Annotated in this window: 19 protein-coding genes; 12 read left to right on the top strand and 7 right to left on the bottom strand. The window is 70.2% G+C overall.

Annotation, left to right across the window (positions count from 1 at the left end; genetic code table 11):
- Positions 1-144: 144 nt before the first annotated feature.
- The 3 genes from POL25_RS43095 to POL25_RS43085 all read left to right on the top strand — a co-directional run bounded on the left by POL25_RS43095 (position 145) and on the right by POL25_RS43085 (position 4231).
- Entirely contained in the window at positions 145-2049 is a 1905-nt protein-coding gene (locus tag POL25_RS43095) for an IgGFc-binding protein (RefSeq protein WP_272092297.1), read from the top strand.
- Between the two features lie 152 nt (positions 2050-2201).
- Positions 2202-3266, top strand: coding sequence for a peptidoglycan DD-metalloendopeptidase family protein (locus POL25_RS43090; protein ID WP_272092296.1), 1065 nt, complete (start codon positions 2202-2204; stop codon positions 3264-3266).
- A 59-nt stretch (positions 3267-3325) separates the two neighbouring features.
- Positions 3326-4231: a LysR family transcriptional regulator gene (locus tag POL25_RS43085; RefSeq protein WP_272092295.1), complete on the top strand. Its 906-nt coding sequence runs from the start codon at positions 3326-3328 to the stop codon at positions 4229-4231.
- Here the strand turns inward: POL25_RS43085 and POL25_RS43080 are convergent.
- The 5 genes from POL25_RS43080 to POL25_RS43060 all read right to left on the bottom strand — a co-directional run bounded on the left by POL25_RS43080 (position 4221) and on the right by POL25_RS43060 (position 11054).
- Positions 4221-5249, bottom strand: a complete 1029-nt coding sequence (locus POL25_RS43080) for an MBL fold metallo-hydrolase (protein WP_272092294.1) — start codon at positions 5247-5249, stop codon at positions 4221-4223. The genes POL25_RS43085 and POL25_RS43080 overlap by 11 nt on opposite strands.
- A 91-nt stretch (positions 5250-5340) precedes the next feature.
- A complete protein-coding gene (locus POL25_RS43075) occupies positions 5341-5862 on the bottom strand; it encodes a hypothetical protein (protein WP_272092293.1) in 522 nt (173 codons plus the stop codon).
- 187 nt (positions 5863-6049) lie between these two features.
- Positions 6050-8950: a serine/threonine-protein kinase gene (locus tag POL25_RS43070; protein WP_272092292.1), complete on the bottom strand. Its 2901-nt coding sequence runs from the start codon at positions 8948-8950 to the stop codon at positions 6050-6052.
- A gap of 3 nt (positions 8951-8953) precedes the next feature.
- Positions 8954-10246 carry a hypothetical protein gene (locus tag POL25_RS43065; RefSeq protein WP_272092291.1) on the bottom strand — a complete coding sequence of 431 codons (1293 nt, stop codon included), beginning with the start codon at positions 10244-10246 and terminating at the stop codon, positions 8954-8956.
- Between the two features lie 199 nt (positions 10247-10445).
- Positions 10446-11054, bottom strand: a complete 609-nt coding sequence (locus POL25_RS43060; protein ID WP_272092290.1) for a LuxR C-terminal-related transcriptional regulator — start codon at positions 11052-11054, stop codon at positions 10446-10448.
- 194 nt (positions 11055-11248) lie between these two features.
- Here POL25_RS43060 and POL25_RS43055 point away from each other — a divergent pair, with 194 nt between their 5' ends.
- Both POL25_RS43055 and POL25_RS43050 read left to right on the top strand, forming a co-directional pair.
- Positions 11249-12205: a hypothetical protein gene (locus POL25_RS43055; protein ID WP_272092289.1), complete on the top strand. Its 957-nt coding sequence runs from the start codon at positions 11249-11251 to the stop codon at positions 12203-12205.
- Positions 12202-12912 (top strand): hypothetical protein, encoded by a 711-nt coding sequence (locus tag POL25_RS43050; RefSeq protein WP_272092288.1) that lies wholly within the window; start codon positions 12202-12204, stop codon positions 12910-12912. Before POL25_RS43055 ends, POL25_RS43050 begins: the two co-directional genes overlap by 4 nt.
- Positions 12913-12932: 20 nt before the next feature.
- Here POL25_RS43050 and POL25_RS43045 read toward each other — a convergent pair whose 3' ends face one another.
- Positions 12933-13496 (bottom strand): sugar O-acetyltransferase, encoded by a 564-nt coding sequence (locus POL25_RS43045; protein WP_272092287.1) that lies wholly within the window; start codon positions 13494-13496, stop codon positions 12933-12935.
- Positions 13497-14136: 640 nt separating this feature from the next.
- Between POL25_RS43045 and POL25_RS43040 the strand changes: the two genes are divergently transcribed.
- From POL25_RS43040 to POL25_RS43020, 5 genes are all read left to right on the top strand, one after another.
- Complete coding sequence (locus POL25_RS43040) at positions 14137-15114, top strand: Ldh family oxidoreductase (protein ID WP_272092286.1); 978 nt, start codon at positions 14137-14139, stop codon at positions 15112-15114.
- Positions 15111-17516, top strand: a complete 2406-nt coding sequence (locus POL25_RS43035) for an AMP-binding protein (RefSeq protein WP_272092285.1) — start codon at positions 15111-15113, stop codon at positions 17514-17516. The genes POL25_RS43040 and POL25_RS43035 overlap by 4 nt, the downstream gene beginning before the upstream one ends.
- Positions 17513-17761, top strand: coding sequence for an acyl carrier protein (locus POL25_RS43030; RefSeq protein WP_272092284.1), 249 nt, complete (start codon positions 17513-17515; stop codon positions 17759-17761). The genes POL25_RS43035 and POL25_RS43030 overlap by 4 nt, the downstream gene beginning before the upstream one ends.
- A 5-nt stretch (positions 17762-17766) precedes the next feature.
- Complete coding sequence (locus tag POL25_RS43025) at positions 17767-19482, top strand: hypothetical protein (RefSeq protein ID WP_272092283.1); 1716 nt, start codon at positions 17767-17769, stop codon at positions 19480-19482.
- Between the two features lie 911 nt (positions 19483-20393).
- Entirely contained in the window at positions 20394-20873 is a 480-nt protein-coding gene (locus POL25_RS43020; protein ID WP_272092282.1) for an OsmC family protein, read from the top strand.
- Positions 20874-21297: 424 nt separating this feature from the next.
- On the opposite strand, the gene POL25_RS43015 is transcribed toward POL25_RS43020, so the two are convergent.
- Positions 21298-22122 carry a HEAT repeat domain-containing protein gene (locus POL25_RS43015; protein WP_272092281.1) on the bottom strand — a complete coding sequence of 275 codons (825 nt, stop codon included), beginning with the start codon at positions 22120-22122 and terminating at the stop codon, positions 21298-21300.
- A gap of 250 nt (positions 22123-22372) precedes the next feature.
- Here POL25_RS43015 and POL25_RS43010 point away from each other — a divergent pair, with 250 nt between their 5' ends.
- Entirely contained in the window at positions 22373-23281 is a 909-nt protein-coding gene (locus POL25_RS43010) for a metal-dependent hydrolase (protein WP_272092280.1), read from the top strand.
- Between the two features lie 275 nt (positions 23282-23556).
- A complete protein-coding gene (locus POL25_RS43005) occupies positions 23557-24681 on the top strand; it encodes a hypothetical protein (protein ID WP_272092279.1) in 1125 nt (374 codons plus the stop codon).
- Positions 24682-24718: the final 37 nt, after the last annotated feature.

Here is a 24718-nt window from a genome sequence, read left to right as displayed (position 1 = left end):
GCGGCCCGTTGCGCACCGGGAGTCACACGGGCGCGCGTGCGAGCGTCGCGGTCGCGCGCACCCTCGTCGCGCGCTTGCGAAGTTCACTGGCCCGCCGATGCTGGCCCCTTGACCACCTGCGCGGCGGCGATGTACTCGCATGCGATGAATCGCCTGAACGCTGCCGTGGTGATGGTCCCGTTGCTCGTCGCCTGCGGGGACGACGGTCGACCCGCCGACAGCGCCACGACGGGCGCTTCGGCGACCACCACGGCCACCGCGACGATGCCGACCGCCACCAGCGAGGGCAGCGACGGCAGCACGACGGGGCCGACCAGCAGCGGCAGCGACTCGGCGCCGACGACGTCGAGCACCGGCGACTCGGGCCCGATCTTCGACCTCGGCGGCGCGCCCGACTTGCCGAAGACGCTGCAGTGCAGCCCCGACCTGCACGCGATCGTCGACGGCGCCGGGCAGGTCGTCGAGACGTGCGCGACCGATCAGGGCTGCGCCGACGCGGCGTGCGTGCCGGCGTGTGCGGCCGCGGGCGCGAGCAAGGCCAACTTCGGCTGCGATTTCCAGATCCCGACGCCGCCGACCTCGCCGTTCTTGCCGACGCCGCCGTGCTTCGCGGCGTTCGTGACCAATAGCTGGGGGCACCCGGCCAAGATCGAGGTGTCGCGTGACGGCGCGGCGTTCGACCTCGGTACGTTCGCTCGCGTGGTCACGCCGGGGCAGGCGCCGGAGCAGTGGCCGCCGGTGGCGGCGACCGGCCTCGCGCCCGGCGAGGTCGCGGTGCTGTTCCTCTCGAGTCACCCCAATTCGATCCACCCCGAGACCATGGCGTCGCTCAATTGCCCGGTGCCCGACGCCGCGGGCGCGGCGACCCAGGTCGACGCTTCGGGCCGCGGCCTCAACTTTCACGTGACCTCGGACATCCCGCTGACGGCCTATGACATCGCCCCGTTCGGCGGCGCCTTCTCGTACATCCCGAGCGCCGAATTGCTGTTCCCGACCAGCGCGTGGGGCACCAACTACGTGGCAGTGATGCCGCCCGCGGGCACGTTCGAGCCGCCGGGGCCGCTGTGGCTACAGGTGGTCGGGGCGGAGGACGGGACGAACGTGGAGATCCGCGCGACGGCCGACCTCGAGCCGGGGCCGGACCTCGAGGGCGCGGCGAAGGACGTGGTCAAGGCGTTCACGGTCAATGCCGGCGAGTATGTGCAATGGGAGGTCGGGGCCGGGGCCGGCGATGCGTCGGGTACGCTGATTCTCAGCGACAAGCCGGTGGCGCTGCACACCGGCAACCGGTTCCTGCGCCTGCAGCCGATGATGGCCCCGGGCGGCGAGGCGACGCATCAGCAGAACCACGCCGTCACCGCGCTCGGCTACGAATACGTGGCCGGCGCCTACGAGACGCGCCGCGCCGATCTGGCGCCGGAAGAGATCGAGTACCGGGTGGTCGGGGCGGTCGACGGCACGACGCTGACGTACGACCCGCCGGTGCCAGGCGCCCCGGCCAGCCTGGCGCAGGGGCAGGTGGTCGACTTCGCGGCCACCGGCTCGTTCCAGATCCGCAGCCAGGACGAGGACCACCCGTTCGTGTTGTCGCAAGTCATGGACACCTGCAACCTGCCCGGCGGGACGCGGCCGGGCGCGACGGCGATGGGGTTCCAGCAATTGCTCGGCGACGAGGAGTGGGTGATCTTGCTGCCGCCGGCGCAGTTCCTCCAGGAATACATCTTCTTCACCGACCCGTCGTTCGCGACCACGAACCTGGTGGTCACGCGCGTCGACGACGGCGACGGTTTTAAAGATGTCACGGTCGGTTGCCTCGGCACGATCGGCGGCTGGCAGCCGGTCGGCGGCGACGGCCGCTTCGAGGTCACGACCGTCGATCTGATCCGCGCCGACGTCGGGGTGGGTGGCTGCACCAACGGCCAGCAGACCGCCGAGAGCGAGGGCAAGTTCGGCCTGGTGGTGTGGGGCCTCGACAGCTATTCGTCGTACGCTTACCCGGCCGGCGGCAACGCGATCGCGCTGACGGACCTGGTGATCCCGCCGGGCTGAACCATGGCCGTGAGGTGTCCCGAAGGGCATGTCCTGAAGGGCATGGTGCGAGGGACAGCTCGAATCGGGGGCGGACCGCCAGGCCGCGGGTCGGTGCGCCGGGCGCGTAAAACCGCTTGCCCGGGCGCGCGCGTCGGTGTTTGATGTCGGCCATGGGTTCGCTCGCGCGCCTGCTCGTCACCACGCTCCTGATGACCACGATCGGCTGCGCGCCCGCGCCGGCGACGATCTGCCCGGAGCCCGTGGCCGCGGCCGCGCCTGCGCCCGGCCCCGCGCCCGTGGAGCCGGCGGCCACGGCGGTGACAGCGAGCTCGACCGCGGCCGAGGTCGTACAGTGGATCAACGCCGGCGACGGCGAGGGCTTGTTCGCCCGCTTCTCGCGCGACATGCAGCAGGCGGTCCCGCTGGCGCAGGTCGAGCCGATGTTCGCCTCGCTGGTGGCCGCCCGCGGCCGCATCACCGGGGTCGCGCCGATCGAGGCCGGCGAGCGCAGCGGTCGCTTTCGCCTGATCGCCGAGCGCGGCGAGTGGGAGCTGCAGGTGAACCTCGACGAGCAGGGCAAGATCGCCGGGATGCTGGTGCGCGAGCCCGAGGATTCGGCGCCGCCGCTGGTCCGCAGCGCGCCGCTGGGCCTGCCGTTCCGCGGCGAATGGCTGGTGTTCTGGGGCGGCGATCGCAAGGAGCTCAACCACCACATCGATCACCCGTCGCAGCGACGCGCCGCCGACCTGGTGGTCGTCGACGCGGCCGGCAAGTCGCACAAGGGCGACGGCCGCGCGCTCACTGATTATTATGCGTACGGCCAGGACATCCTGGCGATGGCCGACGGGGTGGTGGTCACGGTGATCGACGGCGTGCCCGACAGCCCGATCGGCGAGCTCAACCCGTACATGGCGCCCGGTAACATGGTGGTGATTCGCCACGAGGGCGAGGTCCACTCGGCCTATGCGCATTTGCTGCCCGGCAGCATCAAGGTCAAGCCGGGCAGCAAGGTCCGCCGCGGGCAGCTGCTCGGCGCGTGCGGCAACAGCGGTAACTCGAGCGAGCCGCATCTGCACGTGCAGCTGCAGGACGGGCCGCGGTTCGAGAAGAGCTGGGGCGTCGAGGCGGTGTTCGCCGAGGCGATCGTGACCCGCGACGGGGCCGCGGCGCCGCGCAAGGACTACACGTTCCTCAAGGGCGACAAGGTGGGGGCACCGGCGAAGGGCAAGAAGTGAGGGCCTGCACGCGGACGCGGCCGCTCGCGCGGAATTCGGCGCGCTGATAGGCTGCACGCATGAATCGCCTCTTCGAGGCCGAGGTGTTCGTGCGGGTGGTCGAGGACGGCAGCCTCACGGCGGCGGCGCGGCGGCTGGGGATCACGACCTCGTACGCGAGCAAGCTGGTGACGCGGCTCGAGGAGCGGCTGGGGGCGCGGCTGCTGATCCGGACCACGCGCAAGCTGACGCTGACGGAGCTGGGGCGTGCCTACTACGAGCGCTGCACCGAGGCGATCCGCGGGCTCGAGGAGGCCGAGCTGCTGGCGGCCGAGCAGCAGAGCGCGCCGCGAGGGACGCTGCGAATGACGGTGCCGAACGCGTTCGGCTCGCTGCTAGCGATGGGCGTGCTGGCCGAGTTCAAGGCGCGCTACCCCGAGCTGTCGCTCGAGCTGGTGTTCCTCGATCGCCAGGTCGACCTGATCGGCGAGGGCTTCGACGTGGCGCTGCGGATCGGCGAGCTCGGCGACGCGCGGCTGATCGCGCGCCGACTGGCGAACACCGACCGGATCGTGCTGGCCAGTCCGCGCTACCTCGAGCGGGCCGGGACGCCGCTCGAGCCGGAGGCGCTGGCGCAGCACGAGTGCCTGCGTTACGCCCACCACGCGGCGCCGGGGCGGTGGAAGGTGCAGGGGCCGCGCGGGGTGGTCGAGGTCGACGTGACGGGCCACATGGTCGCCAATCACGGGTCGATGCTGGTCGAGGCGGCGGCGCAGGGGCTCGGGGTGGTGTTCGTGCCGGTGCTGCTGGCGGCGGCCGAGCTGCGCGCGGGTCGGCTGCAGCGGGTGCTGCCGGCGTGGCACTGGCCGACGGGGGTGTTCGCCGTGTACCCGCCGACGCCGCGGGTGCCGGCGAAGACGCGGGCGCTCGTCGATTTTCTGGTCGAGCGCATGCGCGAGCCGCCGTGGGCCGGGCTCACGGGTTGAGCTCGGCGTAGGTGCCGGGCACGTTGACCTGCTTGTGAATCCAGTCCCACAGGGCATAGCCCTGATAGTCGGGCAGGGCGACGGCCGCGACGGTGGCCTCGAGATCGAGGCCGTCGGCGACGGCGGTCTCGACCCCGCCGATCATGGCGCGCAGGTAGTCGATCGAGAAGTTCATGGCCGCGGGCGTGAGCGGGCGACCGTGGCCGGGCACGACGATGGCGTCGGCCGGCAGCGAGTCGCGCACGGCGGCGAGGGTGACCTCGGCGGCGGCGCCGTTGCCGGCGAGCAGCCACGGGATGCCAGGCTCCTCGGTGACAAAGGCGTTGCCGGTCCACATGACCTTGGAGTCAGGTACGTAGACGAACAGGTCGCCATGGGTCTGAGCGAAGCCGTAGTGACGGGCCTCGACGGTGACGCCGCCGAGGTCGACCGACCAGCCGCCGTCGTCGACGCGGACGTCGGCGCTCACCGGCTCGATCTCCTCGATGCCCTGGTCCTCGCCGAAGTTGGCCTCCATGAACGCGACGTCGGCGTCGAAGTGGGCGGCGATGTCGTCGGCGGTCTTGGTGTGCTGGACGACCTGGACATCGTCGGGAAGGAATGTGTTGCCGAAGGTGTGGTCGCCGTGGCTGCTGGTGTTGACGACGTAGCGGATCGGCGTGTCGGTCTCGGCCTGGACCAGAGCGACGGCCTGACAGAACAGCTGGCGATTGATCATGCTCTCGACCATGAGCACGCCGTCGTCGCCGATGACGAAGCCGCCGCTGGTGGCCAGGGGGATGCCGGCAGGGCCGTGCTCGGCGGCGTCGCGGTCGTAGATGGCGAACACGCCAGGCGCGAGCTCCTCGGAGACGAGGCGGATCGCGTTGGGGGTCCAGGCGTAGGCAGGGTTGGGCTCGACGAAGGTGGGGGCGCCGTCACAGGCGCGGAAGGTCTGGGTCGGCTGCTCAGTGCTGGCGCCGCCGCAACCGGCGACGAAGAGGGCGAGGAGGGCGGGCGAGGGACGACGACGCTGCATGGCCTGAACGATGGGGCCGATGGCAGCGCAGGGGTAGCCAGGTGCGAGGACAGGCAGTGTTTCCGGGGAGTCCACAGTGTCGCGGTGCGTGTCACTGCGAGCGCTGGCGGCGATCGAGGGCGTTGACGAGCGCGCCGGTGAGGGTGCCGACGGCGATGAGGATCATGTAGCCGGGGTGGGCGTTGCCCGCGAGCCTGGAGGCGAGGCCGAGGCCGAGCGTGAGGCCGCCGGCGAGCGCGAGGCCGCGGCCCAGCGAGTCGGCCGCGGCCGCGATGCCGCCGGGGATGGCCGCGTGGAGCACGACGAGGGCGAGGACGAAGAGGTCGCGGTCCAGGCCGTGGAACCAGTCGGTCAGCGCGTCGAGGCCGGCGAAGGTGGCGAACCCCGCGGCCGCGGCGACGGCGAAGCCGAGCGCGCCGCGGACCAGTCGGCGCGGCCAGCCGGCGCTCGGGGTGAACACGGCCACGCCGAGCAGCGCGAGCAGCGGGAGCAGGACCAGCCAATCGAGCCGCTCGTCGTTGTTGCCGCTCGCGGCGACGAGGATGAGGACGATCGCCGCGGCCGCGAGCAGGCCGAGGCACAGGGCGCGGAGGTAGGTCAGGCGATGACGCATAGGCTGAGGTCCTGACGGAGGAGAGAGATGCATGGCGATGACGGGAATCGTGGCAACGGCGAGCCATCATGCATGGCCGTGTCAAGACGCCGAGGATGTACGATGCGTGCGCCGCTCGCGGGCGAGGGTACGCGAGCGAATGATAGGAGTATGGGGTAATGATTCGCGGGCCGGCTGGAGCGCCGGCTCATGGCGGCGCGGACGATCCGGCCGCTTCGGAGCTCGGCGGGAGCTCGGCGAGCAGTCGCCGCAGCTCGGCGAGGCGGGGTTCGGTGTCGGCGTGGAAGCGCGAGAGGATGGCGAGGGCCGCCTCGGCGTCGCCTCGCGCGTCGGCGTCGCGCCGCATGCGTCGCTCGAGCCGCGCCAGCGAATGGAGGATGAGTCCGGTGTCCGGCCGGGCCGCGTCGGTCGTGGCCCGGGCGATCGCCACGGCTTCGAGGTAATGCTCGCGGGCCCGATCGAGCGCTCCGGTCACCTCCGCGAGCTCGGCCTGGCGGACGAGGATCCACGCAGTGTCGATGTGCTGCCGCCCGAGGGCGGACTGCTGGATGGCGAGCGCGCGGTCGAGGGCTTCGCCGGCGGCGTCGAAGCGGCGCTGATCGATGGCCACGCTGGCCAGCGCGGTCCAGCAGCGGACGAGCTCGGGGTGTTCGGGGCCGCGCAGGGCGATCCGGGCGGCCAGCACTCGTTCGAAGAATTGCCGCGCCTCGCCCAGGTCGCCGCTCGCGTGGGCGGTGTTGCCGAGGTTGAACAGGGGGGTCAGCGTGCGCTCGTCCGCCGACCCGTAGGTCGCCAGCGCGAGCCGGTAGGCGCGGGCGAACGCGGCCCGCGCCGCGCCGTGGCGACCGTGAGCGTATTCGAGTCCGCCGAGCGTGCCCCACACGACGCCGAGCGACGGGTGATCGGCGCCGAGCGCTCTCTCGAGGCCGACGCGGGCCTCGTCGAGCAAGGTGCGCGCGCGGGCCTCCTCGCCGTGGGCGGCGAGCAGCGTGGCGAGGTTGAGGCGCACGCTGTGGGTGTTGGGGTGGTCGCTGCCCCAGTGCTCCTCGAACAGCGCCAGCGCGCGCTCGTGGTGCTCGCGCGCGGCCTGCTCGTCGCCCGCGCGGCGCAGGGCGCTGGCGAAGTTGGCGTGAGCGCTGCCCAGATCGCCGCGAGCCCCCGGGCCGGCGCGGGCCAGCAGCTCGAGGGCCCGCTCGTGGTGCGCGCGGGCGGCCGCGAGGTCTCCGCGCGCCTGCTCGCCGAGCGCGAGGATCCCCGCCAGCTTGCCGAGGAGCTGCGGATCGCCGCCGGCGCGCATCACCGCGGCCTCGGCGTGGCGCGCCCACGTCCGCGTCGCCTCGAGCTCGGGGCCCTGGGCCGTCACGCTGGTGCGATCGAGGGCCGCGCGGGCCGCCAATTCGTCGAGCCCGGCGCGCACGGCTTCCCAATAGGTCTCCTCGAGGGTGAGCTGGGCCCCGGGCAGGTCGCCCATGTCGAGCTGGGCCCCGCCGAGCAGGTAGCGGGCCGCGAGGACGAGGGAGGGATCGGGGTCCTCGCTCGCGTCGCGAATCAGCGCCTGCGCCAGCGGCAACACCCGCGCGCTCTGCTTCAGCCGGGCGAGCGTCTCGAGCTCGGCGAGGCGGCGCGCGAGCGGGTCGTCGCCCGCGCTCGACGCCTCCAGCCGCAGCTCGCCGACGGCGCACCGACCCGGCGGAGGCAGGCGACGGACGGCGCCCGCGGCGTGATCGAGCGTGTCGCCGGCGACCTGCTCGAGGGTCGTCAGCAGGCCGTCGAGCTCGCGCAGCTGGCGGTCGAAGCAGTCCATTCGCCGCTCGAGCTGCGCGTCGGACTGTTCGCCGCGGGCGTGGGTGGCGACGCACGCGTCGCGGCGCGCCCCGGCCCACGCCTGGGTGTAGCGATCGACCTCGCGTTCGACCGCGGCCGCGGTCGGTGAACGATCACCTGTCCCTGCGGACAGGAGCGCGCGGCGCAGCGCGTGGCGGCGCGCGTCGTCCCACACGTCGCGCACCCGCAGCTCGCTGCCGGAGCAGCGCTCGGCTTCGTTCGTCGCCGGGCGCGCGGCCGCGAACACGCCGGCGAGCGCGAGCAGCCCCGCGGCCAGCCACGGCCAGCGACGATGCGGCGGGCCGCGCTCGAGGGCGGCCAGCAGGGCCTGCATCGACGGCCAACGCCGCGACGGCGCGCCGTCGAGGCCGCGGGTCACCGCGCGATCGAGCCACGCGGGGACCGCTCGCTCGGGCGGGCGCGGCACCAGCTGCCCGGCCGCGATCGCGGCCCGGAGGACCTCGACGGAGCCGCCGGCGAACGGCCGCACGCCGTGGAGGCCCTCGAACAGCGCGACGCAGAACGCGAACTGCTCCGAGCGCTCGTCGGCCGGCCCGCCGGCGAGCTGCTCGGGGGCCATGTACGACGGCGTGCCGAGCAGCTGCCGGGCGTCGGTGAGATCGTGGGTCTGCCAGCCGACGTCGGGCGCGCTGCGCAGCGTCTCGAGCTCGGCGGGCGTGGGCGCGGTCGGCCGCGCGAGCCCGAAATCGGTGACGATCGCCCGCCCGTCGCGGGCCACGAGCACGTTGTCCGGCTTGAAGTCGCGGTGCAGCACGGCGGCCTGATGCGCCGCCGCCAGCCCGCGGCCGGCCTGCAGGAACACGCCGAGGACCTCCTGCCAGCGCCGCGGGAACTCTCGCAGCCACGCGCCCAGCGTGACGCCGTCGATGAATTCCATGGCGAGGAATACCTGGTCGTCGATCTCGCCGATGTCGTGGATCGCGATCACGGCCGGGTGACGCAGCCGCGCCATCGCCTTGGCCTCACGCAGCATCCGCGCGCGGCTGTCGGCGTCGCGCAGGTCGGGTCGCACGAGCTTGATCGCGACCCGGCGGTCGAGCTCCGGGTCGTAGGCGGCATAGACGACGCCCATGCCGCCCTCGCCGACGCGCTCCAGGATCACGTAGCGGCCGACGAGGTCGCCCCGCAGCAGCGACGCGAACCCGGCGGCGCTGCCCCGCGACGCGCGCGTCGTCAGCACCGGCGTGGCGTCGTCGTCGGCCAGCGAGCGCTCGTCGGACGCCATCGTGGAGGCGACTACCATGCGTCAGCAGATCCCACAAGCCGAGGCCATCGACGCGCATTCGTCGTCCCACGCGACGTCGCAGCACGCCGGCCGGCTGTCGCACACGGCCATCACGCAATCGGAGCACGCGCGGGTCAGCGCCGCCCCGGCCTCGCACGGGCTGTGGGCGCACAGCTGCGTGCCCGCGCCGCAGGACATCGAGCAGCGCTCGTTCGCGTGCGCCACGCACTGGTCGTCCCACAGCGAGTCGCAGCAGAACGCGTCGATGTAGTTGCAGACCAGGCCGGTGCACCAGGTGCATGGTTCGGGCAGCGGGCCGCCGGCGCTGCACTCGGAGTGCTCGCTGAACGGGCCGGCGCACAGTTGGTCCCAGCCGTCGGTGTCGGTCGAGCCCATGTCGGGGTTGTCGCCGGTGGTGGTGCTCGGGCTGGCGGTGGTCGACACGTCGCCGTCGGTGGTGCCCGTGGTGCCGGTGGTGCCGGTGGTGCCGGTGGTCTCGCCCTCCGTCGTGCCAGGGTCGGTGCTGTGACTGGTGTCGGTCTCGCCGGTGTCGCTGATGCTCGTGGCCTCCGAGGCGCTGGCGCTGCCGGTGCCCAGGGTGGTCCAGCCGGGGCCGCCCATGGTCTCGCCGCCGGACAGGCCGCACGCGCTCGCGCTGTCCTCGGGGACAGGTGCTGCGTCCGGCGTCTTGCCGCTGAGGCCGTCGAGCAGGCACTGCAGGGTGTTCTCGGGGATGACCTGCTGGGCCAGCACCTTCTGCGCGCATTGAGGGAAGGTGGCGAGGCAACCGAGGCCGCTCGCGCAGTCGGCCCTGAGCGCGTCGACGAGGCTGTCGCCGAGCGGGAGGACCAGCGCGCTGGCGGCCTTGAGCTCGGGCGGGCCCTCGGAGCGGCCGAGCAGCACGTCCTCGCAGCCGCCGATGCCGAACGCACATTCGTCGCAGAACTGGGCGACGAAGGCCTCGTGCGCGGCGCTCGGCGCCAGCCCGCCGATGGCGCCGGCGAGGCAGGTGATCGGCGAGCCGCCGCCCTGGATGCAGTCGCTCGCGGTGCGCAGGAAGCCGTCGCTGACGAGGCCGACGACGCTGGCACAATCGTCGACCATGGCCTGGTCGCAGGGGTTCGCCGCGGCCGCGCAGGCGTTGATGTACTCGGACAGCGAGCCGCAGAACTGGTCCGCGGGCGACGCTTCGGGCGCGCCCGACTTGCCGCCGCCGCCGCAACCCTGGGCGATCAGCGCCGCGCCGAGCAGCAGGCTGGAGAGGATGGAGGCGGCCGAGCGCCGCGTGAAGAGTTCGACGTGAGAGGTGTGCATGAACCGGTATCCCGCCGGGCCCGTGGTCCTCGTCCGGCGCCGCGAACCTAGCCGTCGCGGATCGCCGCGACATCGATCGAACAGCGGAGGGGCGGCGCCGACTCGGGGACGGCGACCCGGTCATCCTGCCGATGGAAGCGCGCCTGCGGGCACGGGTCGCACGCCGATCCCGGTCGTCTCGCCGGGGCGAGCGCGCGCCTCAGCGATCGAGCAGACCCGCCTCGGCCATCCGCCGCGCCAGCTCGGCGCGCGAGTGGATGTCGAGGCGCGTGTACACGTGCTCGAGGTGGCTGGCGACGGTGCGCGGGCGGATCCCGAGGCGGGTGGCGATCGCCTGATTGGTGAGACCCTCGGCGACCAGCCGGGCGACCTCGACCTCGCGCTCGCTGAGCGCCGCGACGGCCTGCCGCGCCTGCGCCTGTTCCATCACGCGCTGCAGCTCCGGCGAGCCCGCGACCTCGAACGACAGCACCACGTCGGGGCCGAGGCCGATGCGGTCGCCGTGGCGCAGCGCGACCAGCTCGACCGGGAGGTCGTTGACCCGCGTGCCATTGGTCGATCCGAGATCGACGGCCATGAACCCGTGGTCGATGCCTCGCAGCAGCTTGAGGTGCTTGCGCGACACGCCGCGATCCGGGATGACGAGGTCGACGCCTGGCCCGCGGCCGACCAGCGTGGTGGCGGCGCCGAGCTCGAACACGGCGCCGGCGAGGCTGCCGCAGCACACCGCCAGCACCGAGCGCGTCGCCGGCGAGACGCTCGCTCGACTGCGTGGATTGGGCCGTCTGGTGGTCGGATCGCCGCGCACGCGCCGGGCTGTGGTTTCCCATACAACCGCGACGCGCCGCAAGTCGCGGGCACATGGGATAGCGCGGAATCGACCGGGCGAGCCCGTCGGTGGTGACACCAGCGGCTCGGAGCGTGCATTTTCGCTCAAGAAGCCGCCCTTGCGACTTCGAGCTGCGCTTGCTTGCGAGTAATTTGGTACGATAACGCAGCCCCATGCGCTTCTACCTCTTTCGAATTCAAATATTTCGCGATCCTCAACTGCATATCGAAGAAATGCCAATGGAGGAGAACGAATGGATGCAGCTTCGCCCTCGCGTAGTCGAAAATGCCATCTTTAATAGTTCCAATCCAAGGGGACCCAAGTCGCGAGGCTGGAGGATAGGAAACGTTAATGGCCTGGCGGATTCTGGCTGCATCTATTTGCGAATTGGGAGAAACAAAAGTTTGGTCCTGCCGCTCCAAGGCGAAAAAGGATTTGGCACGGAGAATATTGAAAGCGCGCCATGGACTCACGTTTTGGTCGATGTGCCTGGGGAGCTGTGCGCCATTGCGAGTAATATTCAGTTGGCGGCCTCGACGGAAGTGGTGGCGCTTGCGCTTGCTCGAATTGTTAATGCGGCAGCGAAAAGAGAGTTCCCGCATGTGCCGCTTAATATTGAGCTGACGCTCATAATTAACCCGGAGTCGTTGATTGATATTATCTATAATGCGCACCAGATTACTCGGCTTCGAGCCACCTTTAGGCGACCAAATGCGTTTGATGTTGATAGGGACTTTATTGAGCCTGTTCAGAGGATGACAGAGGGGCTCGCCGCTGAGCGTGGAACTGTCGTTCTAGAGGGAAAGGATCTTAAGCGCGAAAATGTAGAAAAAACGATTCGCTCGGTCGCCTCTACTGGCGACGATGCTCAAATCTTTGTGAGGGAGCGAGCTGGGGCTCGTGTTCAGAAAAAGGAACTGCGCAAAGGTAACCCAGCTATTATTGAGGTTCAGGACGAATCCTTTGATGAGGAACTTAAGAGCTGTGGAATTATCTATCAGATCAGAGCGTTGTATTCAAATATGCGTCAGGCGCTCGCTGGAGATCGAGAGCCTCGAGGAGAGGGCAGACGTACTAATGGAGCCTCGGTCGCAAGGGTTGCGAATCGCAAGAGGGAGGGTGAATCATGAATCCTGAGAGTCCGGTCGGGGGAAACATGTCTCGAACAAGCTCTGCAGTTCCTGCAAATCAAAGACATTCTCAACGTTACGAGATGGTCTCATTTTGGACGTGGTTTCTTTACGGCCGCTCCTCTACATCTGGGCTTGGTGTTCTTCGTATTCCTCCTGGTTACCAACGTGTTGTAGATCGGTGGCTTTTGCTTCATGTCGCGAACGGTCTGATTGTGGCGGGTTTCGTCGATGTACCCCTTGCTGACGCGGCGAAGACAGTTCTGTTACCGCTGGCTGGAGTCTTTGTTGGTGTATCGTTCGCATGGGGGGCGAATGCAAATTCACTGCTCCAAAGCCCGGAGAATGAGGAGATGGCTCGTCGGCGCGGAGGGATCGAGGAGTACGCCTACACATTTCAGCTTGCGATGTTGGTAATATTGTCATCTCTTGTACTTTGGGGACTGGCAGGGCTTGAAGTTTTTGATAGGACTTGGTCAACAGATGTTGATGCCGCCGCTTATCGTGCGGTTGAGTTCGTTTTTTATACGACTGTTAGTTTGACCCTTCGAGAGTCTTGGCATGTGGCCTTAGGAGCGCAAATGCTCCTGCTAACGCGCGTCTACATTAGGGGCAACAAGGAAAGCCTTTCACCTCGTGAGGGTGAGATTGCTGATGAAGCCAAGTCTTCCGACGCGATGGCAGGGGAACAAAGCAAGCTGTCATGAACGCTCTGAAACCCTGTTAGCTATCGCAATTCGAGCGAGCGGATGACGCGGCAGGGGTTGCCGCCGGCGAGCACGCCGGCCGGGATGTCGCGGGTGACGACGCTGCCGGCGGCGATCGTGGTGCCGTCGCCGATGGTGACGCCGGGGCAGACGATGACGCCGCCGCCGAGCCACACGCGATTGCCGATCGTGACGGGCCTGGCGGACTCGAGGCCGGTGATGCGCACGTCGGGCTGCAGCGGGTGGGTGGCGGCGTAGATGTGCACGCCGGGGCCGCACAGGACGTCGTCGCCGATCGTGACCGGGGCGCAGTCGAGGATCACGCCGTCGAAGTTCATGTAGAAGCCGTCGCCGACCTCGATGTGGGCGCCGTAGTCGCAGCGGAACGGCGGCTCGATCTCGAGGCGCGGGCCGCTGCGGCCGAGCAGCGTCCGCAAGATGTCGAGGCGCACGTCGGTCTCGTCCTCGCCGGTCTCGTTGTAGCGGCGCGTCAGCCGGCGCGCGGCCCGGCGCAGGCCCACGAGCTCCGGGTCGGCGGCGAGGTAGAGCTCGCCGGCCAGCATCTTGTCGCGTTCGCTCGGCATGCGGGCAGTGTGAGGCGCGGCGTCTGGCGTGGGCCAGCGCGCCGGCGGTCGGCACGTCGCGCGCGATCGGGCCGTCGCGGCCCGGCCGGCTGCGGGGACCCGCGGAGGACGCGCGGGGAGGATGCCGGCTGCGAGGTGCTCGCGGCGGCGGGCTTGGATGGTCATGAGGACATGTCGCACAGGGCATGTGCATATGGACATGTCGTGGAGAGCATGTCGTGGAGGGCATGTCGTGGAGGGCATGTCGTGGAGGGAACCTCACGGCGGTGAAAGGATCGGCGGCGGGGGGAGCGCCCGGTGCGTCGCCGACGCGGGCGTCGTACCCGCGGGTGAGGCACCGGTGGATCCCCCGGGCGTCGCGGGGGCCGGAGTGGGGTGGCGTAGCGGCGCTCGAGCGGCGGCGTGGCGATGCGTGGTGGCGCTCGAGCGGGCGGCTTGGCGACACATGGCGGCGCTCGAGTGGCGGCGTGGCGATGCTTGGCGATGAGCGAGCGGGCCGCGCAGCGGCTCGCGGCGCGCCGACGTCTCCGCCGCGCAGGTTGACAATCGGGCTGCGGGCCGGATAAACCCGGTCGCAGAAATTGAACTTCAATTTCTCTCCGAAACGCACGCAGGGGCTCCTCCGGGGCGGGGTGGGCTCGTGAGCGCGGAGACGGTCGCGGTCGCGGCGGGCGAGCTGCGGAGTGGGTTGGTGCGCCGGCTGGTGCGCGGCCTCGGGCTCGACGCGGGCGACGCGGCGAGCACCGTCGAGCACTGGCTGCGCACCGAGCAGGCCGGCAAGCCGTGTCACGGGCTGGTGCGGGCGCTGTACGTGACGCAGTCGGGCGCGTTCGGGCCGTATGACGGGCGGCCGGCGCCGGGGCCGACGCGGGTGCGGGCGGGGCGGCTGCACGTCGACGGGCGCGGGCACCTCGGCTATCCGGTGGTGCAGCGGCTGGTCGAGGCGGGGTGCGCCGAGGCCGAGCAATTCGGGGTGTGCGTGGCCACGGGCGTCGGCGTGTATCCGAGCGGGGCGCTCGGCGACTGGGCCCGGCTGGCGTGCGCGCGCGGGTGCGGGGTGATTGTCATGAGTGGGTCGCCGGCGCGGGTGGTGGCGCCGGGCGGGCGCGTGCCGCTGGTCGGCACCAACCCGATCTGCGTCGGGCTGCCGACGCGGCCGCACGCGTTCGTGTGCGACGCTTCGACCAGCGCGATCACCCACGGCGATCTGCTGGTGGCGCGGACGGACGGGGCGCCGCTGCCGGCCGACGCGGCGGTCGACCGCGAGGGGGCGCGCACGCGGGTGCCGGACGAGGTGGCGGCGCTGCTGAGCGTCGGCGGCTCGCACAAGACGTTCGCGCTGGGGCTGGCGGTCGAGCTGCTGACGAGCCTCGGCGGCGGGGTGCCGGGCTCGCCGAAGCACGCGGAGCACGGGGTGTTCGCGGTGTTCCTCGGGCCTGAGCTGGTCGAGGAGGCGGGACCTGTGCTTTCGGACAGGCTCGCGGCGTTCGCCGCCACGGGTGCGCGGATCCCCGGCTGGGACTCCGAGCGGCGGGCGGAGGCGGCAGGAGATCTTATTAACATGTCCCGAGAGACATACGATGCATTGTTGCCGCTGCTGCGGGAGGCGGACGCGTGAGCGCGCGGGCGGAGCTGCGGCGGCTGCTCGCGGGCTCGCGGCCGCTGGTGATCGCGGGCGTGTCGGACGGGCTGTCGGCGCGCATCGCCGAGCGGGCCGGGTTTCAGGGGCTGTGGGCCAGCGGGTTCGCCATCAGCGCCAGCAAGTGCTTGCCCGACGTCGGGCTCATCACCATGCACGAGCACCTGATGGCGACGGCGGCGATCGTCGGGGCGACGCGGGTGCCGGTGGTGGCCGACATCGACGACGGCTTCGGCGACGCGATCAACGTGGTGCGGGCGGTCCGCGAGTACGAGGCGGCCGGGGTCGCGGCGGTGTGCCTCGAGGACAACCAGCACCCGAAGCGCAACAGCCTCTACGCGGGGCTCGACCGCAAGCTGGTCGATGGCGAGGTGTTCGCGCGCAAGATCGAGGCGGCGTGCGACAGCCGGCGCGACCGCGAGTTCGTGGTGATCGCCCGCACCGAGGCGCTGGTGGCCGGGCTCGGGCAGGCGGAGGCGTACCGGCGGGCGCGGGCCTACGCGGAGGCGGGGGCCGACGTCGTGCTGGTGCACTCGAAGGCGACCACGCCGGCGCCGATCCTCGAGTTCGGGCGCCGCTGGGACTCGCCGGTGCCGCTGGCGGCGGTGCCTTCGACGTACCCGGGGGTGAGCGAGGAGGAGCTGTTCGCGGCCGGGTATCGCCTGATCGTGTTCGCCAATCAGGGGATGCGCGCGGCGGTGGCGGCGATGGAGAAGACGTTCCGCGCGCTGGCGACGGCGCGCTCGCTGACGGCGGTCGAGGCCGAGGTGAGCCCGCTCTCCGACATCTTCGCGCTGGTCGATTACGAGGAGGTCAACCGCCTCAACGCCCGCTACATCGATCATTCGCCGCGCGACACCGAGAACCTGCTTCACCAATTGCTGGTCGCCAACCCGGAGGCGCGGCCGGAGCGGCCGGCGCTGCGCACGGCGTCGCTGCAATTGAGCTACGGCGAATTGCTCGACGCGGTGCGGGGCATCGCGCGGCGGCTGCTGGCGGCCGGGGTCGGGCCGGGCGACCGGGTGGCGCTGCGCCTGCGCAACTCGATCGAGTACGTGGCGCTGTTCCTCGGCATCACGGCGATCGGGGCGATCGTGGTGCCGATCGATCCGGGGGCCGGCGGCGAGCGCTCGCAGTGGATCGTCAAGGATACGGCGCCGCGGCTGTGCCTGGTCCACGCCGGGGACCCGGGGCCGGGCGAGGTGGCGTGCCACGCGGTCCACATCGACGGCGCGAGCAAGCACGCGGTGTTCGAGCCGGAGCTGCCGCGGGTGGCCGCGGAGGGCCCGCTGCCGGCGGTGGCCGAGAACGCCGACGCGTGCGTGCTTTACTCGGCCGGCTCGACGGGGCGGCCGAAAGGGGTGGTGCTCGGGCACCGGCATTTCCTGGCGATCGCGCGCTCGCTGTCGCAGGTGATCGGGATGGGCCCGGAGCACCGCGACCTGATCCTGAGCCCGATGACGCACAGCGGCGGCTGGCAGCGGGTGACCTCGACGCTGCTGCGCGGGGGGACGGCGGTGATCTTCGAGGGCACGTTCTCGGTGGCGGCGCTGATCGAGGACATCGCCAAGTTTGCGATCTCCGGCTTCTTCACCACGCCGCCGGTGCTGCGCACGCTGCTGCGCGCCGATCCGGGCAAGTTCGCCGGGCTGCCCGATACGCTGCGGTCGATCGAGATCGCCAGCGCGCCGGTGACGGCGGCCGAGCTGGCGCAGCTCGGGGCGCTGTTCCCGAAGATCGACATCTATTTGCAGTACGGGCTGACCGAGTGCTCGCGGGCGCTGATCCTCGACGCCCGTAAATACCCGCACAAGCTGCACACGGTCGGGCTGCCGACCCGCGGGGTCGAGGTGGCGATCTGCGGCGAGGACGGGCGCACGCTGCCGCCGGGGCAGGAGGGCGAGATCCTGCTGCGGGCGCCGCAGCGCACCGATCATTACTGGAACCTGCCGGACCTCAACGCTTCGCGCTTCCGCGACGGGTGGCTGCTCACCGGCGATTTCGGGGTGCGCGACGAGGACGGCTTCGTCGCCTACCGCGGCCGCCGCGACGATATGATCAATTGCGGCGGCATGTCGTACTTCCCGGCGGAGGTCGAATTGCTGCTCGGCGCGGTGCCGGGGGTCAAGGACGCGCTCGTCGCCGGCGTGCCAGATCCGCAGCGGCTGCTGACCGACGTGCCGTGGATCTTCGTGGTGCCGCACAACCCCGAGACGTGGTCGGTGCGCGAGTTCACGGCCCACGCGCGCGCGCGCCTGCCGGCGCACATGGTGCCGCGCAACGTCGTGATCGTGCCGGCGATCCCGCTGACGGCGTCGGGCAAGCCGGACCGGCGCGAGACGGTGCGCCGCCACGGGCCAGGACAGGCAGGGTCGACGTGACCGAGGCGGAGATCGCGGCGACGATCCACGCCTATTACACGGCGAGCTATCCGCACCTCGGGCGGGCGCTCGAGTACGACACGGACCTGCTGAACGAGTGGTTCGTCGATTCGCTGGGGATCGTGCAAACGGTGCAATTCCTCGAAGATACGTTCGGGATCGATGTGGCCCGCGCGGACGTGCAGGTCGACAACTTCCACAGTGTGCGGGCGCTGGCGGCCTACGTGCGCCGCAAGCTGGGCTGAGGCGCATGGCCGGGGTGCGCCTCCGCGGCAGCAAGCTCGCGCCGGAGACGCAGCGGGCCCACGACCGCCACCGGCCGTGGGTGATCGTGCCGGTGTTCGCGGTGCTGCTGCTGTATTGCTGGTGCTATACGCACCTGGCGGCGTGGCTCGGGGTGCCGACGCCGCGCGAGGTGTTCGACGCGCTGGGCCTCAGCGGCACGCGGATCCTCGACGAGGACGGCAACTTCGATTCGAAGCTCTACGCGTCGGCGACGGAGATCTTTAATAATGACGACGAGCGGCTGATCATGCTCGCGGGGCTGTTCGGCTGCTTCGTCAGCGTGTACTTCGCGCCGCTGCGTTTAAAAAATCTGGCGATCGTGGGCTGGTTCGTGCCGCTGTTCGGGCTGCTGTACGGGGTGCCGGCGACGGTCCTGCTATTGGCGGCGCACCTGGCGATCTGGCTGGCGTTCCACCCGGGGGCGGGGCGCAGCGTGGGGGTGGCGGGGCTCTGGGGGGCGCTGGTCGGCTGGCTGGCGACGGCGGGCCAGGCGGGGTGGCCGCAGGCGATCGCGGTGGTCGGGGCGGGGGCGCTGGCGTCGGCGATCTATCATGGCAGTCGGGCGGCGTTGACCGGCGGCGGGCGCTGGCTGAGCGTCCTGCGCACGTGCCTGATCCAGACCTGCATGATCGTCGTGCTCGTGGCGACCGTGCGCGAGGGCCTCACCGGGCGCATGTGGGTCATGCCGGTCGGGCTGCTGTTCTTCTGCTTTCAGTGGGCGCGGTTGATGGTCTACCACGCCGATTACAAGGACGGCGAGGTGCCGCGCGATCTGCCGCTCGGCGACTATCTGGCGCTGTTCCTGACGCCGGCGGCGATCCCCAACCTGGCGTATGCGCCGTACCTCGGCCAGGGCTACACGTTCTTGCAGGAGCGGCGGCTGGCGGCGGACAAGAACGCGCTGGTGCTGTCGGGGGTCAAGCTGTGGTGCCTGGCGCTGGTGTACATGGTGTTCGCGGAGCACGTGACGGCGCGCTTCGTGGTGCTGATGCGCGAGGTGTTCGGGGTCGAGGTGTTCAAGTTCACGAGCGATCTGGTGCGCGCCCACCTGGCCGGGGAGCGGCTCTCGACGCCGACGGTGCTGATCTCGACGATCGTCGATCAGGCGCGGATCTTCCTCATCTACGGCGGAGTGACGCATTTTCGCGTGGGGGCGTGGCGAGTGCTCGGCTATCGCATGGAGACGCAGTACGACCGGCCGTGGCTGGCGACCAACCTGGCGGCGCTGTGGAGCCGCTTCGCGTTCCACTTCCGCGAGTTCCTGGTCCGCGTATTTTATTATCCAGTGTTCTTCCGGTGGTTCAAGCGCCGGCGGACGCTGCGGATCTTCGTGGCGACGATGGTGGCGACGGTGGTCGGCAACCTGATCTGGGGGCACATCCCGCCGCGCACGCTCGTCGACCTGCGGTGGGGGACGCTGCTGGCAGGGCTCTCGACGTGGCCGTATTTCTTGCTGCTGGGGCTCGGGATCTCGATCACGCAGGTGGTGCTATTGAGAAGACCCCGGACCCGCCGGCCATGGACCCGTGACCGCCGGATCGCGCTCGACGTGGTTTGTGCGTACCTGACGTTCCAGTTCTTCTCGCTGATCCACGTGTTCATCCGCCCGCAAGAAGGCGGGTCGCTGTGGGCGTACACGCGGCTGTTTTTGCGTGGGCTGGGGATCCACCTCGAGCCGTGACGGGCCAGGGGGCCGGCCCTTGCGTGGGCGTGCCCTCCTCTGCTTTGACGTATTTCGGCGGCTTCTCGGCGGTTTGAGCTAGCTGTTAGTGTATTCTATCCATCATCAAAAGCCCAAGATCTTTCAATCGTTCTAAGATCTAGGATTTCAGGTCCGGCAGATCCAATGACCAGTTTGGTATGTTGATTTCCAGGATGTATACCCTGGTTCCAGGACGACCTCCACTTCACCTCGGATAAGAGGCTCGAAGCGAGCCTCTTTGCCATATCGGTCACTTACGTTGAGTTCCGCAATGGCATTAGAGTTAAAGGTGGCGTAGACGGTCGTGGAATCAGATCTCGCAGAGAATAGCGAGATCTGCATCTCATAGACCTGAAGAACTTCGTATCCGTTCGGCGAGCTGCGTTCCCGCCTGAGCTGCCGTTCGACGGTAACCGTTCGGTAGACCGCGTGGTGACGTGGACCTCCCGGAGAGGTACCTGGCCCTCGGAGGTGGGATGCCGATGAATCACGAGAGCTCAGGCGTCGAGAAGCGCGGCGCCCGCTGGCGCCCCGTCGCCGGCGATCACACCTGCCGACACCGAAAATTGCCTCGGCACCGGCGGCGGCCCGGGCACGACGGGCGTCGACAGCAACGCCGCGTCGGCCCGTCTGCCTCGAACACCCGGCGGTTTCCAGCGTCGCCGTTCGACCGCGGCCACAGCGTGCGTGCGGAAACATCGCGTGCCGAGGATCGGAGGCTCGCGGCCTCGCATCCCTGTCCCGCCCGCTCTCATACTCCTGATACAATCCGCGCCCATGAAGCGCACCATTGTCGTCGTGAACGGCGAGCGAGACTGGCACACCCGCTTTCCGGGCGACATGCCGGCGCCGTATGTCTACAATGCCGGCCTGGAGACCGAGAGGCGAAGATGTCCACGCACAGCGCAACCATCGAATGGTCCAGGCAGGGCAGCAAGTTCACCGACAACAAGTACAGCCGCGAGCACCTCTGGCGCTTCGACGGGGGCGCGGTGGTGCCGGCCTCCAGCTCGCCCGAAGTCGTCAGGGTTCCCCTCTCGAACCCCGCTCATGTCGATCCCGAGGAAGCCTTCGTCGCCTCGGTAGCGAGCTGCCACATGCTGTGGTTTCTTGGCCTGGCCGCTGCCAGGGGCTTCACTGTGGAGTGCTACACCGACACGGCCCGCGGTCTGATGGAGAAGAACGCCGCGGGCAAGGCCTGGATCGCGCGCGTTGTGCTGCACCCGGAGGTGGTTTTCGCGGGCGACCCGGCGCCAGACGACGCCGCCGTCGCGCGACTGCACCACGCGGCTCACGATGCCTGCTTCATCGCCAATTCGATCCGCAGTGAGGTGGCGGTGGAGGGGAGTTGGCGGCATCAACCGACTTAGCGGCCCCCGCGCATCGGTCGGAGGTCCAGCCGCAGCGCACCGCCGAACGAGCTCGCCTGCCACGACCGACATGTCGCTCAGGATCAGCAGCGCGAACGTCTCTCGCACCGGCGGCTCGGGCTGCAGCGCGACTGCGCCTTGGTCACCACGATCTTCATCACTCTCTTTCAACATTCATCCTCCAGCTCCGCTCGAGCGACGCGCCCTGGGCCGCCTCGATAGGTAGCTCCTCGGCGGCATTCGCCTCGGGCCGAACGAGCACCGCACGCAGCTTCCGTGCGCGCTTCCCGGGCCGGTGAAAGAAGGGGCAGGCGATCGGCCATGTTCCGCGGCTTCGCACACGATCCACCCTCGATCTTGCCGAGCGACAGGCGCACGCATCGACCTGGCTGCCGCGGCCTAGCGAGGGAGCGGACCCTGCGGCTCAGGCCCTCGCTGGATGATCGGGCGGTAGGTCGAATTGGCCGCGCGCCAGGGCCTCGGCGCAGGCGGCGAGGTAGGTCTCGCTGAAGCGGGCCCGGACGCGCGCGCGGGTGGCTTCCACGGCTTCGGGGGCCCATTCGAACGGCCAGCCGAGCACGTCGCACAGGGCCTGGGCGGCGCGGCGCGACTCGCCCGGATCGTACGAGGTCGCGGTGTGGACCTCGGGGTCTTCGAGCAGGGCGACGAGGCCGGCGATCGGGGTCTCGTGGCCGAGAGCGGCGAGGCCCCACAGCGCATAGACCCGCGTGCGCGCCTCGGGGTGCGTCAGGTTGGGCTCGAACACCAGGGCGGCGATCGGGTCCTTGATCTTGCGCAGGGCGTCGAGCAGGACGAACGGGGTGTCCTGGCCGGCCGTGTGCGCCATGAGGATCTCGACGCCGTCGCGGTCGCCGAGCTCGCCGAGCGCATCGACGGCCCACGCCCACTCGGGGTCGTCGGCGTCGCGGGCGATCGCGCGGAGCTCGGGGATGAACCGCGGCCGGGTCTGCATGCTCTGCACCAGCCCGTCGCGGAGGTCGTCGCGCACGCCCAGGAGCTCGCGGACTTCATCGTCGGGCGGGCCGCCGGGGTCGGCGTCGCCGAGCGCGAGCAAGGCATCGACGCGCCGGCGCGCCCGGGCCTTGCTGCCGCGCGCAGCCCGGCGCAGGGCCGGGAGGCCGTCGCTGCCGAGAGCGCCGACGGCGGTGAGCAGGCGGGTGAGCCCCTGCGCGGACGTATCCTTGAAGAGGGGCAGCAGGGCGAGGACTGCCGGATCTTGCCGAGCCATCGCGCGAGCTTCGGCGGGGCTCCCGGGGGCTGTCAACCGCGCCCGCACCGGCGCTTCGAGGCGACGCCACGCGCTCGCTGCCATGACTGCGACCCGCGGGATCGCCCCGAGGCGCGGGCGCGAAAACAGGGGGTCGCGGTGATCCGCGGGGATGCGGCGTCGGAACCCCGTCGTCCTCGGGCGCGGCCGCGTTGTCGCGTCGGCGCTACCGGCGTAGGCTGGGCTCACGGCGCAGGACCGTAGCGGCCCCATGTCTTTGCAGGTTCGGAAAGTTCAGTTCGATTTCGCCGACGATGTCCCGTTCATGTGGCACCCGGGCAACCCGACGTTCGCGGTGATGGCCAACATGATCAGCATCCTCGCCATCGCCTTTGAGAAATACATCGTCGCGGTGGTGCGGCAGGCGATGCCGCAGTTCACCGAGCCGGACGTGGTGGCGGAGGCGGACGCTTTTCTGCGCCAGGAGGCCCAGCACGCGCGGGTCCATCGGCAGCACCTGAAGGCGCTGTACCGCCGCTGGCCGGGCCTGCAGCACACCGTCGACGAGGCGATCCGCTGCTTCGACGAGATGCTGGCGGCCAAGTCGCTGCGGTACCACCTGGCGTACATCGCCGATCTCGAGGCGACCTTCACGCCGACGTTCAAGCTGTTCCTCGACCACGAGGCCGATCTGTTCCGGCCGGGCGACGATCGGGTCGCTTCGATGTTCTTGTGGCATTTCGTCGAGGAGGTCGAGCACCGCAGCTCGGCGCTGATCCTGTATCGCGCGCTCGGCTGGAGCGAGGCGTATCGCCTGGCGATGCTGCCGTCGGTGGCGCTGCACATGCACCGCGTGCTGCACGTGATCGTGACCGGCTTCAACGAGCACGTGCCGCTCGCGGACCGCCAGATCGACGCGCGGGTGCTGCTGCCGGGCTTCCAGGCCCGCCACGCGCTGCGCTCGCTGGTGCCGTTCGGCAAGCGGCCGGCGCCGCTGCCCGATCCGTTCGCCTGCGTGTCAGCCAGCGCGCGCAAGGCGGCGACGCGGGGGATCTTGCAATCACAGTTGCCGAACCACGACCCCGAGGACCAGCCGCTGCCGGCGTTCGCGGCGGGGTGGTTCGACCGCTACGCGCGCGGGGGCGACGTGGCCCACTGGTACTCCGCAGAGCCGAGCTGAACCCGCGAGACGCGAGATTCCCGAATCGAGCGACCGCGGCGGGAATGGCGAATGCGGGGCAGTCTTCTGCGAATGCGCATTCAGCATGCGTCGAGGCGCCGCCCCCGGGTCGTGCGAAAGCGCTCGGATCTGGACAGCGCGGCGGGCTCGTGAGCTTGGCTGGGGCTCGCACGCGAAGGGCCGCAGGAGGGGCGCTGGAGCGGCGGGGCGGCGATGCGGGGCCCGGCGAGCGTGCTCGACAGCAGGCGTGACCCGTGGCTATGGTGTGGGGGACCATGCGCCTCTTCTTTACTGCTTGCATCTGCACCGCGTTGCTGCCGGCGTGCGCCGATACCGACGATAGCCGGGATACGCAACAGACGGGGGTCTCGTCGATCGGGACCCTGCCGGGCATCTCGACCACGGCGCCCGGCAGCGGGGGCGGCGAGACGACGGGGCCGGGCGGCAGCGGGACCGCGGGCGAGAGCGAGGGCAGCGAGGCCTCGACGGCGAATCCGACCAGCAGCGGCAACACCGAGGGGGTCAAGTTCGACGTCGGCGAGGACACCGGGCCGATCGTGCCGCCGGAGACCGGTGGGCCCGAGGGCGGCTGTCAGAAGATCGATTTCCTGTTCGTGGTCGACAACTCGGGCTCGATGGCCGAGGAGCAGGAGGCGCTGGCGGTCAGCTTCGACGGCTTCATCTCGTCGATTCAGAACACGGTGAAGGTGGAGGATTACCACATCATGGTGGTCGACACCGACGCCGGCAACGCGTTCTTGCAGGAGTGCCTGGTGCTTTGCACGTTCTTCCCCGAGTGCGAGGGGTACCCGTGCAACATGCTGCCGCAGCCCGAGGGCTGCGACGCGACGCTCGGGGTCGGGCTGACGAAGGACCCGAGCGACAGCGAGTGCGGGGTGGCCGGCGGCCAGCGTTATATGGTCGACGGCCAGCCCAACCTCGCCAGCACCTTCGAGTGCCTGGCCAAGGTCGGCACCAACGGCGACGGCAGCGAGCGGCCGATGGAGGCGATGGTGGCGGCGGTCGGGCCGCTCACCAAGCCGGCCGGGTGCAACGACGGGTTCGTGCGCAAGGACGCGCTGCTGGTCGTCACCTTCATCACCGACGAGGAGGACGACCAGGAGTCGAACGGCAACCCGGTCGGCTGGAACGCGTCGCTGGTGGCCGCCAAGTTCGGGCTCGAGAAGAACATCGTCGTGCTCGGCCTCATCGGCGACCCCGACCAGCCGAACCCGGTGTGCACCGGCCAGGCCGAGGCCTCGCCGCGCCTGCGCCAGTTCGCCGAGTCGTTCACGTACGGCAGCTGGGGCTCGATCTGCTCGCCCGACTACGCGCCGTTCTTCGACGCGGCGGTCAGCGTGATCGACACCGCCTGCGAGCAGTTCGAGCCGCCGGGCTGAGGCACTGGGTGTCCTCGGGGACATGACCCGACGGTCA

Source organism: Nannocystis bainbridge (genome assembly GCF_028368995.1).
GTDB lineage: Bacteria > Myxococcota_A > Polyangia > Nannocystales > Nannocystaceae > Nannocystis > Nannocystis bainbridge.
This window is presented reverse-complemented; position numbering and strand designations above follow the sequence as displayed.

Coding starts and splice junctions, on each gene's coding strand:
- POL25_RS43095 (WP_272092297.1), top strand. CDS start 145: ATGAATCGCCTGAACGCTGCCGTGGTGATGGTCCCGTTGCTCGTCGCC.
- POL25_RS43090 (WP_272092296.1), top strand. CDS start 2,202: ATGGGTTCGCTCGCGCGCCTGCTCGTCACCACGCTCCTGATGACCACG.
- POL25_RS43085 (WP_272092295.1), top strand. CDS start 3,326: ATGAATCGCCTCTTCGAGGCCGAGGTGTTCGTGCGGGTGGTCGAGGAC.
- POL25_RS43080 (WP_272092294.1), bottom strand. CDS start 5,249: ATGCAGCGTCGTCGTCCCTCGCCCGCCCTCCTCGCCCTCTTCGTCGCC.
- POL25_RS43075 (WP_272092293.1), bottom strand. CDS start 5,862: ATGCGTCATCGCCTGACCTACCTCCGCGCCCTGTGCCTCGGCCTGCTC.
- POL25_RS43070 (WP_272092292.1), bottom strand. CDS start 8,950: ATGGTAGTCGCCTCCACGATGGCGTCCGACGAGCGCTCGCTGGCCGAC.
- POL25_RS43065 (WP_272092291.1), bottom strand. CDS start 10,246: ATGCACACCTCTCACGTCGAACTCTTCACGCGGCGCTCGGCCGCCTCC.
- POL25_RS43055 (WP_272092289.1), top strand. CDS start 11,249: ATGCGCTTCTACCTCTTTCGAATTCAAATATTTCGCGATCCTCAACTG.
- POL25_RS43050 (WP_272092288.1), top strand. CDS start 12,202: ATGAATCCTGAGAGTCCGGTCGGGGGAAACATGTCTCGAACAAGCTCT.
- POL25_RS43045 (WP_272092287.1), bottom strand. CDS start 13,496: ATGCCGAGCGAACGCGACAAGATGCTGGCCGGCGAGCTCTACCTCGCC.
- POL25_RS43025 (WP_272092283.1), top strand. CDS start 17,767: ATGGCCGGGGTGCGCCTCCGCGGCAGCAAGCTCGCGCCGGAGACGCAG.
- POL25_RS43020 (WP_272092282.1), top strand. CDS start 20,394: ATGTCCACGCACAGCGCAACCATCGAATGGTCCAGGCAGGGCAGCAAG.
- POL25_RS43015 (WP_272092281.1), bottom strand. CDS start 22,122: ATGGCTCGGCAAGATCCGGCAGTCCTCGCCCTGCTGCCCCTCTTCAAG.
- POL25_RS43010 (WP_272092280.1), top strand. CDS start 22,373: ATGTCTTTGCAGGTTCGGAAAGTTCAGTTCGATTTCGCCGACGATGTC.
- POL25_RS43005 (WP_272092279.1), top strand. CDS start 23,557: ATGCGCCTCTTCTTTACTGCTTGCATCTGCACCGCGTTGCTGCCGGCG.